Genomic DNA, 14781 nt, shown 5'->3' on the forward strand with positions numbered 1-14781 from the left:
GAGAGAATGTAAGGACGAGCGTTAGCTCGGACGGACGTGAAACCGAACTACGCCAGTTCGCGCTCGAAGACGTCCCGAAGTTCGGTGATTGCAGCCGCGTCGTACGCCAGCGATTCGCCGTTGACGGTCACGTCGAGCGTACCGGAGTCGTCGGCCTCGCCCAGTTCGTACACCGGCGCGACGCCGTCGAAGGCCTGCCGGACAGCCTGCGGATCGGTCGTCTCGACGACGACGCGACCCGCCTGTTCGCCGAACAGTAACTCGGCGGCGCTCCCTTTGTTCGGCGCGTCGATGGTGACGTCCGCGCCGGCGTCCTCGGTGACCATCTCCGCCAGTCCGACGGCGAGGCCGCCGTGGCTCAGGTCGTGGGTCGCCAGCGTGCTCTCCTCGTTCGCGACGTCGGCGATAGTGGCGACGAGGCCAGCGGGGTCCGCGGGCAGTTCCGGGAAGCGGTCAGTGCCGTCGAACTGGGCGAGGTACTCGGACCCGCCGAGGCGGGGTTCGGCGTCGCCCTCCAGCGCGCGAGCGGCGACCAGCAGGAGCGTTCCCTCGCCGGAGAGGCCCATCGGGGGCGCGTCGTACCCCTGCTTCGTCCCGGCGAGCGCGAGCGTCGGCGTCGGCGGGATGGGGCCGGCGACGGAGTCGTTGTACAGCGAGACGTTGCCGCCGACGACGGGGACGTCGAGCGTCGAGCACATGTCCGCCAGGCCGTCGACGATGTCGCTGAACGCGCCGTACACCTCGGGCTTCTCGGGGTTACCGCCGTTGAGGCAGTCGACGGCGGCCAGGGGTTCGGCGCCCTTCGCGGCGACGTTGGTGGCGTTCTCCAGTGCGACAGCGCGAGCGCCCTCGTAGGGCGCGGCGTCGGTCCAGTTGGGGTCGGCGCCGGAGGAGAATGCCAGTCCTACGCCTGTCTCGCGGTTACCACCGCTCGACTGTCCCTCGTCGCTACGCTCCGAGCCCGCTTCCCTGACCGCCAGGACCGCCGCGTCGTCGCCCGGCAGCATCGACGTTCGGACCTGGACTTCGTGGTCGTACTGTCGGTACACCCAGCGTTTGGAGGCGGTGTTGGGACTGCCGACGACAGCCTCGAACGCTTCCGTGAAGTCGACGTCCTCCGGCAGGTCGCGTTCCTGTTCCGCCGGTTCGACCATCGGGAGGTCGTTCATCGGGGCGCCCTCGCCGAGGAAGTGGGCGTCGACGTCGACGACCGTCTCTCCCTCGAACGTGCAGCGGTAGTTCCCATCGGTGACTTCGCCGATGACCGAACAGCCCAGGTCGAAGCGGTCGGCGATTTCGCGCACGCGGTCGACGTTCTCCGGTTCGACCTCGTAGCACATCCGCTCCTGGCTCTCGGCCAGCAGGTACTCCATGGCGTTCATGTTCGGCTCGCGCTCGTGGACGTTCGAGAGTTCGATGTCCGCGCCGAGGCGGGCCTTCGCGACCATCTCGGAGCTCGCGCCGCCGAGGCCCGCGGCGCCGAGGTCACGGGCCGATTCGACCAGGTTCTCGTCGACGAGTTGTTCGTTGGCCTCGATGAGGAGCTTCTCGGTGTAGGGGTCGCCGACCTGCACCGCCGGGCGGTCCTCCGTCTCTGCGTCCTCCGCCAGGTCCTCGCTGGCGAAGGACGCCCCGCCGAGGCCGTCACGCCCCGTCGAGTTGCCGACGAGGACGAGTTTGTTGCCGGGCTCCTGGGCCTCGGCCGTGACCATGCGCTCGGGGTCGTCGATGAGGCCGATGCAGGCCACGTTGACGAGCGGGTTCCCCTCGTAATCGTCGTGGAATGCGGTGCTACCGGTGACCGTCGGGACGCCGATGCAGTTGCCGTAGTGGCTGATCCCCTCGACGACGCCTTCCATGAGGTACCGTGAGTGCTCGCGCTCGAAGTCGCCGAAGTACAGCGAGTCAGCGAGCGCGATGGGGTAAGCGCCCATCGACAGCGTGTCGCGGACGATGCCGCCGACGCCCGTCGCCGCGCCGTCGAACGGGTCGACGTAGGAGGGGTGATTGTGGCTCTCGACGCCCATCGTGATGTACGTCTCGCCGTCCCCGTTACCGTGGTCCGGGAGGGCGACGACAGCCGCGTCATCCCCGGGACCGACGACGACCTGGTCGCCCTCGGAGTCGAACGCCGAGAGCAGCGGCCGCGACGACCGGTAGGCACAGTGCTCGCTCCAGAGGTTCTCGAAGAGAGCCGCCTCGGCGGGCGTCGGCTCCCGACCGAGTTCGGCTACCACGAGGTCGTGGTCTGCGTCGGACAGGCTCATTACCTGCCCGTCGCCACCGGCCGGCTAAATCGCTTTCCATGCGGGGTTGTACCCGCTGCCCTCAGTGACGGAACGTCGCTCTGACGAGCGTGCCACGTGTCCTCGCTGGCTCCGCCCTGGAATTCGGAATCCCTGTCCGGCCACCCCGCCGTTCCGCCCGAACCTGACGGCGTAAGATAATGTTATCGCAAGGTAAGAAACAGTTAAACCGCAGTACGGCAAACCGATGGCAACGCTACGATGTCGGACGTCCCCCGCCACGATCCGGCTGCCCTCCTCGCAGACCCCCGCATCGACTCCGAACAGTTGCGTTTCTACGACGGCCCCGACGGCGGCCCTGTGCTCGTCGTGGGATGCGTCCACGACCATCCGGCGAGCACGTTCCGGGCCAGCGCACTCGTCGAGTCGCTCCGGCCGGACGTCGTCGGCGTCGAACTTCCCCGCCTCGCCCTCCCGCTGTTCGAACGCGTCGGTCGCGATGCGAACGGCGACCCTTCCGCCGGTGGCGAGATGAGCGCCGCCCTCGCCGCCGCGGCGAACGCTGGCGCGGAACGAACTGGCATCGACACGCTCGGCCCGCGGTTCGCCCGATCACTCTTGTCTGAACTCCGCCGAGAATCGGCGTCGTTCGACACCCTCGAACGGGTTCTCGGCTCCGTCTCCGACGTCGCCGGTCACGCGCTCTCCTGTCGCCTCTCGGCCGCGCTTGGCCGGTTCGGGACGGCCGCCCCCGTCCACGAGCGCGCGTACGAACACGACGTCGGACGGGACGCGACGCCGTCGATGCAGGCAGAGGACGAACACCGACAGCTCACCCGGAGTCTCTCGGTACTTCGGGCGTTCGAACAGCCGCTCGCCAACGACGTCGTCGACGCGGCCCGCGAGGAGACCATGGTCGCGAACCTGGCCGACGTCCGGCAGCAGGGCAGCGTCGTCGCCGTCGTTGGGTTCGACCACCTCTCCGCGATCACGGAGCTACTCGACGCCCGCGGCTGGACGCGATACGATCCGGACGCCGAATCGCTGGAGCGGTTCCTGCACTGATCTCTCGTCTCCGAACCGCCCGCGACGACGGCCGGACGACGGCGACCCGATCCCGTCGCAGTGTGTGAGAAACGACTACATAACTCAAGTACTTCCATCTCCTAGCCGCAGGTGATGACCTCTAACGACGACGCCCCCAGCGGACCCGGGGCCCCAGTCCGTCAGTCGGAGAGCGGCGACAGCTACGTCGCCTACGAGACCGAGGACGGCGCCTTCGTCATCCGCGACGAGTCCCAGCCCGAGGCGTGGATCCGCTCGGACACGGTGGTGGGTCTCTCCGCAGACGGCGCGTGACGGGCCGGGCGTTCTGCCCGCTCACGACGCGGTAACGACCTCTCTTCCGTTGGTTTCGACGTTGCTACTGGCGATCTAGTTGCGAGTGCCTGATCACCGGCCCGGTAACCTCGGTTTCGCCCGATAGCGGCCGGCTTGGCGGTATCTGACGGGCGTATCGTGGACCGGGGCGCTTTTCATACCACGTCGCTAACCCACGGGCGTGCTATCGGTCGAGCTTCACGCCCACTCCGCGCTGTCGTACGACGGCCGCGACCCGGTCGAACTCCTGCTCGAACAGGCGGCGGCCGTCGGGCTCGACGCGCTGGCGATCACCGACCACGACGAGATCGACGCAAGCCTCGAAGCCGCCGAACTGGCGCCGGAGTACGGGCTGGTCGGCATTCCGGGGATGGAGGTGACCAGTCGCGCCGGCCACGTGCTCGCGCTCGGCGTCGAGGAGGCCATCCCTGCCGGCCTCCCGTTTCACGAGACGCTCGCCGCCATCCGCGACCAGGGCGGGATCGCCGTCGTTCCTCACCCCTTCCAGGAGTCCCGCAGCGGCGTCCTCGCGAACATCTCGAAGGAAGACCTCGCCGACGCGGACGCCATCGAGGTGTACAACTCCAGGTTACTGACCGGCCGAGCGAACCGCCAGGCCGCCCGGTACGCCCGCCGACGTAGCCTCCCGATGACCGCCGGCAGCGACGCCCACATCAGCGAGATGGTCGGTCAGGCCGTCACCCTGGTCGACGCCGAAGCGTCGTCGGCGGACGCGATTCTCGACGCGGTCGCCGACGGACGGACGACAGTGGAGGGAAAGCGGACGCCGTGGCGCATCAGCTTCCGGCAGGCGGCCGGCGGGGCGAAACGGCGCGCCAGAAACTGGCTCACACAGTTCCTCGCATGATGGACGGCGCCGACCCAGCAGACGTGCGTCGCGCACTCTCCGACAGAGACCCGCTGTCGGGCACGGGCGGCTTCGCGGGCGAACTGGACGGCGCGCTCGTCCGCGACGTCCTCGGCCGCCATCTGGCGTTCTACGAGCGCGAGGCGGGAGACCCGGCCGCTTCGGGCGACTGGAGTTTCGACCCGACCGAGTTGACCGACCCGGTGAGCGTTCCCGCTGGGCATCGCGTCGACGCGTCCGGGAGCGAGCAGGTGCTCTCGCTCCCCGACCCATCGCCGTGTTCGGACGACGCAGCAGCCGTTGCGGCTGTCCGCGACGCCGTCTCAGAGAGCGTCGACGCCGTCTCGACGGACAGCCTCGCGATCGCGTTCTCCGGTGGCCTCGACTCGGCGATTCTGGCCGCCAGACTGGACGCACCACTGTACGTCGCCGGGTTCCCGGACAGCCACGACGTCGAGGCGGCTCGATCCGCAGCCGAACTGCTGGACGCTGACCTGACCGTCGTCGAACTCACCCACGACGACCTCGTGGACGCGGTCCCGCGAATCGCCCGCGCCACCGGTCGAACGAACGCGATGGACGTCCAGATAGCGCTGGGCCTGTTCCTGGCGGCGGACCGGGCCGCCAGCGACGGATTCGACCGCCTCGCCGTCGGGCAGGGCGCCGACGAACTGTTCGGCGGCTACGCGAAGGTCGCCAAGGCCCCGGACGATGCACGGGTGGACGCCGACACCGTGCGCGGCGCGCGACGCGAAGTCGTGCTGGGGCTCCCCGAACAGCTCGAACGCGACGTCCTCGCGTTGCGGGCCGCTGGCGTCGAACCGGTGGCGCCGCTGCTCCACGACTCAGTGGTCGAGTCGGCGCTCGAACTCCCCGGACACCTGCTCGTCTCTGGCGACGGTACCCGGAAGGTCGCACTCCGGCGGGCAGCTCGCGAGTCGCTCCCGGACGAAATCGCCGAGCGCGACAAGAAGGCGGTCCAGTACGGGAGCCTGGTCTCCCGAGAACTGGACCGACTTGCCCGTCAGGCCGGGTTCAAACGCCGGATGGACGACCACGTCGGCAAGTACGTGGCGTCGCTCCTGTAGCGAACGGACGGCACGGTCACTGCCCGTGACGGTGTGCCGCCGGCGTCGCGAGGCCGTCACGGAGTGGCTCTCAGCGCACGGGCTCTCTGGTCCTGTCTTCTTACTTGAAGTTGAGGTCGGGATGTCGCTGGTCGACTGAGTTTGACATCGCGCACGTTCCATCAAACGTCGGCGTAGAACAACACTCTCCCGCAGTCGGGGCAGAGATGTGCATCGACGTCGTTTTTCTCGGAAATCCCGAGCGTTCCGAGCAGTCCACCGCTGGTTCTCTCGGTCTTGACGTACGGACTCCAGGCGTCGTTGACGCCGACCTTCATCCCGAAGCTAACCGTCTGGAGGGTGACCTCACAGTCAGGGCAGTTCCTGGCCATGAACTGACATCCTCACCTACTTGCCAATAAATCCCCGAATTCGAGTATTTGCATCCGTTCACAGACGTGAAGCCCGCTTCCCAACGAAGCGCGGCTGTTGCCATGGCGTTCGCTCCACTCAACTATTCCACGTCCGCGTAGAACCGGACCAACCCGCATTCCGGACACATGAACGCCGAGACGTCGCGACGCTCTTTCACGCCCAGCGACCCGAGGATACCCTCGCTTCGCTCGGGAAGTTTCACGTTGGGGTGGTAGGCGTTGCTCATCTGGAAGTCGACTTCGCCCATCACGACGTCGCAATCGGGGCACCGTCGGGACATGGGTTCCCATTGGGCTCGGATGGTCTTCGTCCTGATGCTACGACTCGGCAACAGTCCGGATGGCTCGCTGACCGATTTCGGTCACGTCGGGCGGAATCTCCTCGCGGTCCGCCAGCTCCGGTTTGGTAATCCAGTCCCAGTGGTCGGCCGGCTGTTCGCAGGGTTCGGGGTCGATGTCGCGGTGGGGGGCCTCGGCGTAGTAGATCAGGTCGACGTGCTGGTGGCCGACGCCCTCGTCGGTGACGTTGATGTCGGCCAGTTGCACGTGGGCCGGCTGAGGGAGCGACCGAGTCGTCTCGCTTTCGAGGGCATCCCGGTCGGCGACGAGTTCCACGTCGAAGCCCAGTTCTTCCCGGACCTCGCGGAGCCCGGCCTCGTGGGGGAGTTCGTCGCGTTCGACGTGGCCGCCCGGGGCGAGCCAGAGCCCGTGCTTGTCGTGTTCGTGCAGGGCGACTGCGTCACCGCTGTCGCTCGGATGGACGACGTAGATCGTCGCGGTAAAATGTCGGGTCGTCTCCATGCCATCGCTGTCGGCGACGGGAGAGATTGGCGTTTCGGTCTCGCCGAAAAAGTACCCTCAGACCGCCTGGATGTCCTCTTCCGTCTCGAGCAGTTCGTGGTACCGGTTGCGGATTGTCACTTCCGAGATGTTGGCGACGTCGCTGACCTGGCTCTGGGTCACCTTCTCGTTGGTGAGCAGCGAGGCTGCGTACACCGCGGCGGCTGCGAGGCCGACGGGGGACTTGCCGGAGTGGACGCCCTCCGCCTTGGCGTTCTGGAGGAGCTGTCGGGCGCGGCGTTCCACCTCCTCGGAGAGGTCCAGGTCGCTGGCGAATCGGGGGACGTAGCTCTCCGGGTCCGCGGGCTGGATCTCCAGCCCGAGTTCGCGGATGACGTACCGGTACGTCCGGGCGATCTCGTCTTTCTCGACGCGGGAGACGGCCGTCAACTCGTCGAGGGAGCGAGGGGTACCGGCCTGTCGCGCGGCGGCGTAGAGCGAGGACGTCGCCACGCCCTCGATGGAGCGGCCCGGGAGCAGGTCGTCGTCGAGTGCGCGGCGGTAGATGACCGACGCCGTCTCGCGGACGTTCTCGGGAAGACCGAGGGCACTCGCCATGCGGTCGATCTCGCCCAGCGCCTGCTTGAGGTTCCGCTCTTTGGAATCACGTGTACGGAACCGCTCGTTCCAGGTCCGGAGGCGTTGCATCTTCTCGCGCTGTCGCGAGGACAGGGAGTTGCCGTAGGCGTCCTTGTCCTGCCAGCCGATGTTCGTCGACAGGCCCTTGTCGTGCATCATGTTCGTCGTGGGGGCACCGACGCGAGACTTCTGATCCTTCTCGGCGGCGTCGAAGGCGCGCCACTCCGGCCCGGGGTCGATCTCGTCTTCGTCGACCACGAGACCGCAATCTTCACACACCGTCTCGCCACGCTCCCCGTCCGAAACGAGATTCCCGCTACATTCCGGACAGACCATCTGCTCTCCCTGCGTCTCGTCCGCTCGGCTCTCCTCGTCGCCCTCCTCTTCGCTCGTATAACGCCGGATGGTAGTGTCTGTCATTGGTTACTGACTGACGGGTCGACACCCGCAAAACTCACTGTACAGTAGATATATTGTGAGTGTCAGAACTTAAAGTCTTTCCCTATCTGTGAAGGCCTGTTTTCGATATGGAAACTCAAATTTGGAGATTCGTTCATATCGTTTCCCGGCAGGGTACGTACCGACCCGTCACCGGCCGGTTCCCACACTGGCGGTATCGAAACGCTTACCGCTGGCCCAGCGTTTCGAAGCGATATGAGCGACGACGCCGTTGACCCGGAGGACGTCCGCCACGTCGCGGACCTAGCCCGGGTCGACCTCGACGACGAGGAGGTCGACCGGTTCACCGACCAGTTCGCCGACATCCTCGAGTCCTTCGACCGCCTCGACGCGGTTCCGGAAGTCGACCGGGACGAGGAACTGGCGAACGTGATGCGACCGGACGAAGTGCACGACTCTCTCAGCCAGGCGGAGGCGCTACGGAACGCGCCCGAATCCGAGGAAGGCCACTTCAAGGGCCCGAAGGTGTCCTGACCATGGCGACAGACCCCGCCGACGTCGTCGACGTGGGCGACGAAACGGCCGACGCCACCGACTACAACGGCTACGTCACCGCGACGGAGATAGCCGGCGCCGAAGACGGGCCGCTCGCCGGCAAGACGGTCGCCGTCAAGGACAATATCTCGACAGAAGGCGTCCGGACGACCTGTGGCTCCGCGATGCTCGCGGACTACGTCCCCCCGTACGACGCCACCGTCGTCGAGCGGCTGAAAGACGCCGGCGCGACCATCACAGGGAAGACCAACATGGACGAGTTCGGGATGGGCAGCACGACCGAGACCTCGGCGTTCGGCCCGACCGACAACCCCGCGGCGCCAGGACACGTTCCCGGGGGGTCCTCGGGCGGGTCGGCCGCAGTCGTCGCCGCCGGTGACGCCGATCTCGCGCTGGGCACCGACACCGGCGGGTCGGTCCGGAACCCGGCCGCGTTCTGCGGCGTCGTCGGCATCAAGCCGACGTACGGCCTGGTATCGCGCTACGGCCTGGTCGCCTACGCCAACAGCCTCGAACAGATCGGTCCCATCGCGCCCAGCGTCGAGGAGGCCGCGGAACTCCTCGAAGTGGTCGCCGGTCCCGACCCGAACGACGCGACGACGGAGGACGCGACCGAACACGGCGCCGACTACGACTTCGCCGCCGCCGCGGACGGCGACGTCGACGGCCTCTCCATCGGCGTCCCGACCGAACTCGTCGAACCCGCCGACGAGGAGGTCACCGACTCGTTCTGGTCGGCCATCGACGATCTCGAATCGCAGGGCGCGTCCTACCACGACGTCGACCTCCCCTCCGTCGAACACGCCGTCGAGGCCTACTACGTCATCGCGATGTCCGAGGCGTCCTCGAACCTCGCCCGCTTCGACGGCGTTCGGTACGGCTACTCCAGTGACTCCGACGGCAACTGGAACGAGGCCTTCGCCGAGACGCGCGAGGAAGGCTTCGGTGAGGAGGTCAAGCGCCGCGTCGTCCTCGGGACGTACGCCCTCTCCGCCGGCTACCACGACAAGTACTACAAGCAGGCCCAGGACGCCCGGGCCTGGGTCAAGCAGGACTTCGACGAGTCGCTCTCTGACGCCGACGTGCTGGCCGCGCCGACGATGCCCGTCCCGCCGATGGAGCAGGGCGAGAACCTCGAGGACCCGATGGCGCTGTACCTCGCCGACGCGAACACGACACCGGTGAACCTCGCCGACCTGCCTGCCATCTCGGTCCCCATCGAAGAGACCAGCGACGGCCTCCCGGTCGGGATGCAGTTCGTCGGTCCCGCCTTCGGCGAGAAGACGATTATCCGCGCCGGCAGCGCGCTCGCGTAGTCCGTCGCGGGTTGCAGACGATTCGCCGTGACGTTCGTTTCGTTCGACAGTTTTTTCGTTCACCGGGGAGTGGCGTCGAACGATGGCCCTGGCTCATCGCTCCTCCCTCCGACGTCACCTCCGCCTCGTCGCCCTCCTCGCCGTCCTCGTCGTCTTCGACGTCGTCGCAGTCGTCGCCGCGTACGTGCTCGGACACCTCTTCGTGGCTATCGTGATGGCGACGCAGTTCAATCCCGAGTTGGCCGCGGCGATACTCGCGATGGACGTCGTCCCGCTGGACCTGTTCGTCCTCCTCGGGACGCCCGCCGTTCTGATCGCTCAGTCCGTGTTCGGCTACCGGAAGACCCTGCGGCACGTCGAGACGGTCGACCCCTCGGCCGACGACGCATCCGTGGACGAAGCGCGGGTCGCCGCTCTCGAAGGACGCGTCACGAAGTTAGCCCATACGGCGCGCATGTCGCCCCCGAGCGTCTCGGTCGTCCCCGACGAGACGCCGAACAGCTTCGTCGTCAGTCGCCCGGGCGAGCGGACGCTGTTCGTGACGACGGGTCTCCTCGACGCGCTCGACGGCGACGTCCTCGACGGCGACGAACTCGACGCCATACTGGCCCACGAACTCGCTCACCTCGACAACGGCGACGCGTTCGTGATGACGGCCGCGGCGTTCCTCCCGACGGCGACGCGCCGGGTCGTCCGGTCGTTCGGGAACGAACTCGGCGACGGGTGGTTGAGTGCCAGACTCCGGGGCGAGGACGCCGAGTGGCGATGGCGAGACGTCCTGCACGGCTACAACACGTTACGGAACCTGCTGTTCGTGGTCGTCCTCGTACCGGTGGCGGGCGTCATCTACTTCGCCAGCTCAGCCTGTTATCGCCTCCTCTCCCGCGTCAGGGAGTACGGGGCCGACGCCGGCGGGGTCGCAATCTGCGGGTCGCCCGCGGCGCTGGCGAGCGCCCTCGAGACGCTGACCGGAGACCGTCGGCCGGAGGTCGACCTGCGAGCGGCGACACCCGGCGTCAGGGAACTGTGCATCCTGCCCTACGCCGTCGGTGAATCCACGAGCCCCGACGACGGCGACGCGGACCGGTTCGAGCGCATCACCGCCCGCTGGGACCAGTTCTGCGAACGGACCCTCCCGAGTTCCCATCCCGAGCCCGACGAACGGATCGCCGCGCTCCGGGACCGGTAGCGATTCTGGCCGGGCTCGGAGATAGTCCGTGTGCTCTGGCTGCGAACACTGACGGGGGTCCGAGTCACGCCCTTGCATACCCGACGAAGAAAGACGATTTTTTATACCCCCAGCCGAACCATTCTATTGCAGCGCTCGGTTGGTGTAGTCCGGCCAATCATTTCGGCCTTTCGAGCCGATGACCGGGGTTCAAATCCCCGACCGAGCATGTTTCTGAGGAACGTAGTGACGAAGAAACAGCGCAGGGAGTGGGATTTGAACACGCGAGTCGCAGCCCGGACCGGCCGAGCGCAGCAAGGCCGCACGCCCGGACCGTCTCGCCTCGGTTCAAATCCCCGACCGAGCAAACGTCTCCGAGTTAGCGCGCCGTCACTCCTCCTCGAACCCGAAGACGCGTCGTAATTCAACCTCGATCTGTGCGGTGAACTCCTGGAGGACGTCGTCGAATCGGTCGTCGCTGACGGAGAGGTCGCCGACTCGCTCACGGGGATTCTCGGGGAGTTCGACGCGGAACTCGCCGTCCCCTTCGTAGAACGGTTCGCTCCCGTCGAGCACCTGGCGGTCGATGGCCTTCAGGAGCGACGAGTCGTACCGCCCGTGGAAGTGCTGGTAGGCGTCGTGGTAGGCGGTCTGGAGTTCGTCCATGTAGTGGACGTACTTGTCCTCGAACTTCTCGGGGTCGAAGGTCGTCATGGGTCCCGGTAGGGCCGGTGGCCTGTAAACAACCGGCGTTCGGGACTCCGTAGTCACGCTAGGTCAGGAAAGCCCCTCGACGCCTGGCGAGCGACGGCGGGCGAAAAAGGCGGGGAGTTCGGTGACGGCCGTTACGCGCCGGCCATCCTCCGGCAACTCTCGGCGCAGTCCTGGAGGATGTCGGCACAGACCTGGCAGTGATTCGCGTCGTGCTGGCTGCACTCTTCGGCGCAGGCCTCACAGGCATCGGCGCAGGTCTCGGCGAGGTCGCTGCTGTAGTCCGACCCGCGAGCCATGAACCGGGCGTGCAGCGACGCGATGTCGGCGACGTCGCGGCAGAGGCGGGCGCACTCCTCCATGTCGGCGTCGCCGAGACATTCGTCGGCGCACCACTCGCACACCTCTGTGGCCTCGTTGCAGTTCTCGATACACTCGCGCTGGTCGTCGTTCAGTCGGTCGATTTTGGAGACGGTCTCTGCCAGGGACATAGCAGGTCCCGGTTGGGGTGTGACGAACTTCATCGGACGGCCTGCATGATCATGGTCGTGTCAACGCTGGGACTGGTGCAGCGATCGCGCCATCACTGAACACCGATTCGCGACGGGGTTGTGACGCGTCGCCGTGCGAATGGCGGTAGGCATTTACCGGGTCCCTGCGACCTGTCGGGCATGCAAGCAGTCATCCTCGCCGCGGGTGAGGGAACCAGGATGCGGCCGCTGACGGAGTCGACGCCGAAGCCGATGTTGCCCGTCGCCGACCGGCCGCTGGTGGCGCACACGGTCGACGCTGCCGTCGACGCCGGCGTCACGGACCTGGTCCTCGTCGTCGGCTACGAGGCCGAGGAAGTTCGGAACTACTTCGGCGACGAGTACCGGGGCGTCCCCGTCGACTACGCCGTCCAGGAGGAGCAACTGGGGACCGCCCACGCCGTCCGGTCGGCGCGCGAGCACCTCGACGGCGCGTTCGTCGTCCTCAACGGCGACGACCTCTACGACGACGCGAGCGTGGTGGAACTCGTCGAGGCGGGTGAGCAAGGTCCGGTGGTGGGGACCTACCGGGTCGACGACCCGACGAGCTACGGCGTGTTCGAACTCGACGACGACGTCGTCACCGGCATCGTCGAGAAGCCCGCCGACCCGCCGAGCGACCTCGTGAACGTCGGCGCCTACGTCTTCCCCGCCGAAGCCAGAGACTGGCTCGACGTCGAGATGAGCGAGCGCGGCGAGTACGAGATAACGGACGTGCTGGCCCGCGTCATCGACGAGCGCTCGGTCGGGACGGTCGAAGTCGACCGCTGGCTCGGCTGTGGCCGCCCCTGGGAACTGCTGGAGGCCAACGAGTGGAAGATCAAGGAGCTCGACCGCCGGATCGACGGCGAAGTTCTCGGCGACGCGGAACTGCGCGGCGACGTCGTCGTCGAAGAGGGGGCGACCGTCGAACACGGCGTCGTTATCGAGGGTCCGGTGCTCGTCCGCGCGGGCGCCGAAATCGGACCGAACGCCTACGTCCGGGGCGCGACGCTGCTCGGCGAGGACACCCACGTCGGCCACGGCGTCGAGATAAAGAACTCGGTCGTCCGCGCGGGGTCGGCCGTCCCGCACGTCTCCTACGTCGGCGACAGCGTCCTCGGAATCGGCGTCAACTTCGGCGCCGGGACGCAGGTGGCGAACCTGCGCCACGACGACGCCACCGTCTCCCACACGGTCAAGGGTGAACGCGTCTCGACCGGTCGCCGAAAGTTCGGCGTCGTCGCGGGCGACGGCGTCAAGACCGGCATCAACACCAGCATCAACCCCGGCGTGACGCTGTCGACCGGCGCAGTGTCCAGACCCGGCGAATCGGTGACTCGCGACCGCTGACGGCCGCTGGCCATTTTCGCACCAACCGGTGACTTGAGACCTATCCCCGCCGTGTGAAGACGTAATGGTAGATCCGACTTCGGACCTCAACGAGGACGTCGACGATGCCGACGCGCCGGCGTGTGCTGCCTGCGGGGCGACGGTCGCGATGGTATCGACCCACCGGGTGACCACCAGCGTCGAAGACGGAACGGTGGAGACGGCCCACTTCTGCGACGACGACTGTCGCGAGAACTGGAACCCCGAAGCCAGTTAGTCCGGATCAGGAAGGCGCCGACCCGACGGATCGAACCGCAAAATACGCCACAGACTGGCCGATTTATCGATTCGAGACGTCACACGATTGCGTTCGCCAGCGGTTCGTCGTTCGCCAGGCGGCGACAGTTCTCCCGGACCAGGTCTGCGATGCGGTCCGCGTAGTCCCGCGTCGCGGCTGCGACGTGCGGTGTAACGATCACGTCGTCCATATCCCAGAGGGATGAGTCGGCCGGGAGCGGTTCATCTTCGAAGACGTCCAGGGCCGCGCCGGCGATCCCGCCCGATTCGAGCGCGTCGAGGAGCGCCGCCTGGTCGACGACGGCGCCGCGGGCGACGTTGATCAGGTAGGCGTCGGACCGCATCGCGTCGAGTTCGGACTCGCCGACCAGTTTCCGCGTCGCGTCGGTCAGGGGGACGGTGAGGACGACGAATCGCGCGTCCGCGACGGCGTCCGTCAGGGCTGCCGGCGTGTAGACGCGTTCGACGTGGTCGACGGGCGTCGGTGTGCGCCGGACGCCCGTGACGTGCATCCCCAGGCAGTCTGCCCTGCTGGCGACCCCCTGACCGAGCGTCCCGAGGCCGACGACGGTCACGGACTCGCCAGCGAGGGTGAACGCCTCGTCCCACACCGGGGTCTGCCACTCCCGTCGCTCCTGATTCGACCGGTAGACGTGGAGGCGGCGGGCGAGACTCGTCACGTAGCCGACGACCGTCTCGCCGACGGCGTCGCCGTGGATGCCAGTGCTGTTCGTCAACCGGATCCCACGGTCCGACAGGTCCTCGAAGGGGAACCGGTCGACGCCCGCCTGGACGGAGTGGATCCAGTCGAGGTCGGCGTCGAGGAACGCGGAGTCGTACGCGAAGGTGATCAGCGCGTCGCAGTCCCCGACCGGCCGGTCGTCCGGGACGACGGCGACCGAACCGACGTCGGCGATCAGCTCGCGGAGGTGGCCCGGTGGAAAGATCTGCCGGACCGACTGGTGGATACCGACGTCCATGCGCGACCGGTACGCACGCGAGGCCCTAAACTGTCGTCCTCGGCCGCGAGTGGGTGACTCCGGGACTCCCGTCTCTGGAGCCAACCGGGACCCCAACGTA

The 14781-nt window shown here is 67.3% G+C and carries 17 protein-coding genes and 1 tRNA gene; 10 read left to right on the forward strand and 8 right to left on the reverse strand.

Features of this window, described 5'->3' with window-relative positions; genetic code table 11:
• Nucleotides 1–47 precede the first annotated feature (47 nt).
• The gene (gene purL, locus AC5FRV_RS16615) at nucleotides 48–2267 is read right to left on the reverse strand and encodes a phosphoribosylformylglycinamidine synthase subunit PurL (RefSeq protein ID WP_493562207.1); all 2220 of its coding nucleotides are present in this window, start codon (nucleotides 2265–2267) and stop codon (nucleotides 48–50) included.
• A gap of 240 nt (nucleotides 2268–2507) precedes the next feature.
• On the opposite strand from purL, the gene AC5FRV_RS16620 reads away from it, so the two are divergent.
• From AC5FRV_RS16620 to AC5FRV_RS16635, 4 genes are all read left to right on the forward strand, one after another.
• Entirely contained in the window at nucleotides 2508–3311 is an 804-nt protein-coding gene (locus AC5FRV_RS16620; RefSeq protein WP_493562208.1) for a hypothetical protein, read from the forward strand.
• A gap of 114 nt (nucleotides 3312–3425) precedes the next feature.
• The gene (locus AC5FRV_RS16625) at nucleotides 3426–3605 is read left to right on the forward strand and encodes a DUF7331 family protein (RefSeq protein ID WP_089818013.1); all 180 of its coding nucleotides are present in this window, start codon (nucleotides 3426–3428) and stop codon (nucleotides 3603–3605) included.
• Between the two features lie 202 nt (nucleotides 3606–3807).
• A complete protein-coding gene (locus AC5FRV_RS16630) occupies nucleotides 3808–4494 on the forward strand; it encodes a CehA/McbA family metallohydrolase (RefSeq protein WP_493562209.1) in 687 nt (228 codons plus the stop codon).
• Entirely contained in the window at nucleotides 4494–5582 is a 1089-nt protein-coding gene (locus AC5FRV_RS16635) for an asparagine synthase C-terminal domain-containing protein (RefSeq protein WP_493562269.1), read from the forward strand. The genes AC5FRV_RS16630 and AC5FRV_RS16635 overlap by 1 nt, the downstream gene beginning before the upstream one ends.
• Nucleotides 5583–5743: 161 nt before the next feature.
• Here the strand turns inward: AC5FRV_RS16635 and AC5FRV_RS16640 are convergent, their stop codons facing one another.
• The 4 genes from AC5FRV_RS16640 to AC5FRV_RS16655 form a co-directional block, all read right to left on the reverse strand.
• The gene (locus AC5FRV_RS16640) at nucleotides 5744–5953 is read right to left on the reverse strand and encodes a hypothetical protein (protein ID WP_493562210.1); all 210 of its coding nucleotides are present in this window, start codon (nucleotides 5951–5953) and stop codon (nucleotides 5744–5746) included.
• 122 nt (nucleotides 5954–6075) lie between these two features.
• Complete coding sequence (locus tag AC5FRV_RS16645) at nucleotides 6076–6276, reverse strand: hypothetical protein (RefSeq protein ID WP_493562211.1); 201 nt, start codon at nucleotides 6274–6276, stop codon at nucleotides 6076–6078.
• 37 nt (nucleotides 6277–6313) lie between these two features.
• Complete coding sequence (locus AC5FRV_RS16650) at nucleotides 6314–6796, reverse strand: NUDIX hydrolase (RefSeq protein ID WP_493562212.1); 483 nt, start codon at nucleotides 6794–6796, stop codon at nucleotides 6314–6316.
• Between the two features lie 57 nt (nucleotides 6797–6853).
• A complete protein-coding gene (locus tag AC5FRV_RS16655) occupies nucleotides 6854–7834 on the reverse strand; it encodes a transcription initiation factor IIB (RefSeq protein ID WP_493562213.1) in 981 nt (326 codons plus the stop codon).
• A 234-nt stretch (nucleotides 7835–8068) separates the two neighbouring features.
• On the opposite strand from AC5FRV_RS16655, the gene gatC reads away from it, so the two are divergent.
• From gatC to AC5FRV_RS16675, 4 genes are all read left to right on the forward strand, one after another.
• Nucleotides 8069–8347, forward strand: coding sequence for an Asp-tRNA(Asn)/Glu-tRNA(Gln) amidotransferase subunit GatC (gene gatC, locus AC5FRV_RS16660; RefSeq protein WP_493562214.1), 279 nt, complete (start codon nucleotides 8069–8071; stop codon nucleotides 8345–8347).
• Nucleotides 8348–8349: 2 nt separating this feature from the next.
• Nucleotides 8350–9684: an Asp-tRNA(Asn)/Glu-tRNA(Gln) amidotransferase subunit GatA gene (gene gatA / locus AC5FRV_RS16665; protein WP_493562215.1), complete on the forward strand. Its 1335-nt coding sequence runs from the start codon at nucleotides 8350–8352 to the stop codon at nucleotides 9682–9684.
• 82 nt (nucleotides 9685–9766) lie between these two features.
• Complete coding sequence (locus AC5FRV_RS16670) at nucleotides 9767–10873, forward strand: M48 family metallopeptidase (RefSeq protein WP_493562216.1); 1107 nt, start codon at nucleotides 9767–9769, stop codon at nucleotides 10871–10873.
• Nucleotides 10874–11006: 133 nt separating this feature from the next.
• Nucleotides 11007–11081: transfer RNA gene (locus AC5FRV_RS16675), tRNA-Glu, on the forward strand.
• A 161-nt stretch (nucleotides 11082–11242) separates the two neighbouring features.
• Here the strand turns inward: AC5FRV_RS16675 and AC5FRV_RS16680 are convergent.
• A complete protein-coding gene (locus tag AC5FRV_RS16680) occupies nucleotides 11243–11566 on the reverse strand; it encodes a DUF5783 family protein (RefSeq protein ID WP_493562217.1) in 324 nt (107 codons plus the stop codon).
• A gap of 131 nt (nucleotides 11567–11697) precedes the next feature.
• Nucleotides 11698–12054 carry a four-helix bundle copper-binding protein gene (locus AC5FRV_RS16685; protein WP_493562218.1) on the reverse strand — a complete coding sequence of 119 codons (357 nt, stop codon included), beginning with the start codon at nucleotides 12052–12054 and terminating at the stop codon, nucleotides 11698–11700.
• A gap of 180 nt (nucleotides 12055–12234) precedes the next feature.
• On the opposite strand from AC5FRV_RS16685, the gene glmU reads away from it, so the two are divergent.
• On the forward strand, nucleotides 12235–13425 hold the full coding sequence (gene glmU, locus AC5FRV_RS16690; protein ID WP_493562219.1) for a bifunctional sugar-1-phosphate nucleotidylyltransferase/acetyltransferase: 1191 nt from the start codon (nucleotides 12235–12237) through the stop codon (nucleotides 13423–13425).
• Nucleotides 13426–13489: 64 nt separating this feature from the next.
• Entirely contained in the window at nucleotides 13490–13681 is a 192-nt protein-coding gene (locus AC5FRV_RS16695; RefSeq protein ID WP_493562220.1) for a DUF7576 family protein, read from the forward strand.
• Between the two features lie 79 nt (nucleotides 13682–13760).
• Here the strand turns inward: AC5FRV_RS16695 and ddh are convergent, their stop codons facing one another.
• Complete coding sequence (ddh, locus tag AC5FRV_RS16700) at nucleotides 13761–14681, reverse strand: D-2-hydroxyacid dehydrogenase (RefSeq protein WP_493562221.1); 921 nt, start codon at nucleotides 14679–14681, stop codon at nucleotides 13761–13763.
• Nucleotides 14682–14781: the final 100 nt, after the last annotated feature.

The organism is Halomicrobium sp. HArcel3 (assembly GCF_058933135.1).

Excerpts from the sequence above, each read along its gene's own strand:
- AC5FRV_RS16685 (WP_493562218.1), bottom strand. The coding sequence starts at position 12,054 with ATGTCCCTGGCAGAGACCGTCTCCAAAATCGACCGACTGAACGACGAC.
- gatA (WP_493562215.1), top strand. The coding sequence starts at position 8,350 with ATGGCGACAGACCCCGCCGACGTCGTCGACGTGGGCGACGAAACGGCC.
- AC5FRV_RS16680 (WP_493562217.1), bottom strand. The coding sequence starts at position 11,566 with ATGACGACCTTCGACCCCGAGAAGTTCGAGGACAAGTACGTCCACTAC.
- AC5FRV_RS16695 (WP_493562220.1), top strand. The coding sequence starts at position 13,490 with ATGGTAGATCCGACTTCGGACCTCAACGAGGACGTCGACGATGCCGAC.
- AC5FRV_RS16670 (WP_493562216.1), top strand. The coding sequence starts at position 9,767 with ATGGCCCTGGCTCATCGCTCCTCCCTCCGACGTCACCTCCGCCTCGTC.
- glmU (WP_493562219.1), top strand. The coding sequence starts at position 12,235 with ATGCAAGCAGTCATCCTCGCCGCGGGTGAGGGAACCAGGATGCGGCCG.
- AC5FRV_RS16635 (WP_493562269.1), top strand. The coding sequence starts at position 4,494 with ATGGACGGCGCCGACCCAGCAGACGTGCGTCGCGCACTCTCCGACAGA.
- AC5FRV_RS16645 (WP_493562211.1), bottom strand. The coding sequence starts at position 6,276 with ATGTCCCGACGGTGCCCCGATTGCGACGTCGTGATGGGCGAAGTCGAC.
- AC5FRV_RS16625 (WP_089818013.1), top strand. The coding sequence starts at position 3,426 with ATGACCTCTAACGACGACGCCCCCAGCGGACCCGGGGCCCCAGTCCGT.
- AC5FRV_RS16620 (WP_493562208.1), top strand. The coding sequence starts at position 2,508 with ATGTCGGACGTCCCCCGCCACGATCCGGCTGCCCTCCTCGCAGACCCC.
- ddh (WP_493562221.1), bottom strand. The coding sequence starts at position 14,681 with ATGGACGTCGGTATCCACCAGTCGGTCCGGCAGATCTTTCCACCGGGC.
- gatC (WP_493562214.1), top strand. The coding sequence starts at position 8,069 with ATGAGCGACGACGCCGTTGACCCGGAGGACGTCCGCCACGTCGCGGAC.
- purL (WP_493562207.1), bottom strand. The coding sequence starts at position 2,267 with ATGAGCCTGTCCGACGCAGACCACGACCTCGTGGTAGCCGAACTCGGT.
- AC5FRV_RS16655 (WP_493562213.1), bottom strand. The coding sequence starts at position 7,834 with ATGACAGACACTACCATCCGGCGTTATACGAGCGAAGAGGAGGGCGAC.
- AC5FRV_RS16650 (WP_493562212.1), bottom strand. The coding sequence starts at position 6,796 with ATGGAGACGACCCGACATTTTACCGCGACGATCTACGTCGTCCATCCG.
- AC5FRV_RS16640 (WP_493562210.1), bottom strand. The coding sequence starts at position 5,953 with ATGGCCAGGAACTGCCCTGACTGTGAGGTCACCCTCCAGACGGTTAGC.